Genomic DNA, 447 nt, shown 5'->3' on the forward strand with positions numbered 1-447 from the left:
AGATAGTGGAAAGCCTGCAAGTCTTTACGCTGGCAGAATCGTTAGGGGGTGTAGAGTCTTTAACGTGTCATCCAGCTACAATGACACACGCAGCACTTCCAGAAGAGGAACGAGAAGCTGCAGGAATTGTAGATTCACTTATTCGTTTGAGCGTCGGTGTTGAAGACGCTGAGGATTTAATAAACGACTTGAAACAAGCACTAGCATAATTAGAAAGAATGGGATTTAGTAAATTGGCAGGGATCGGAGTAGGGCAATATGGTTCAACCATTGCTTTGCGTCTTGCTGAAAAAGGAGCACAGGTTTTTGCTTTCGATAATCAGGAAGAAAAGATCGAAAACATCAAAGACGATGTGGCATTTGCAGTAACGTTGGATACAACAGATGCAAAAGCATTGGCAGCGCAAAATATTCAGGAAATGGATGCTGCCGTTGTGGCCATAGGAG

Annotated in this window: 2 protein-coding genes; both read left to right on the forward strand. The window is 43.6% G+C overall.

All coding sequences use genetic code 11. The annotated features are described in order from the left end of the window. Window positions 1-209 (forward strand): PLP-dependent transferase (locus D3260_RS17090; protein WP_147418253.1); only part of this gene is annotated, 209 nt, incomplete at its 5' end. A 9-nt stretch (window positions 210-218) separates the two neighbouring features. Next, window positions 219-447, forward strand: a 229-nt coding sequence (locus D3260_RS17095; protein ID WP_158583595.1) for an NAD-binding protein, incomplete at its 3' end; no start/stop codon positions are given.

The organism is Salinisphaera sp. Q1T1-3 (genome assembly GCF_003602005.1).
Classification (GTDB): Bacteria; Pseudomonadota; Gammaproteobacteria; order Nevskiales; family Salinisphaeraceae; genus Salinisphaera.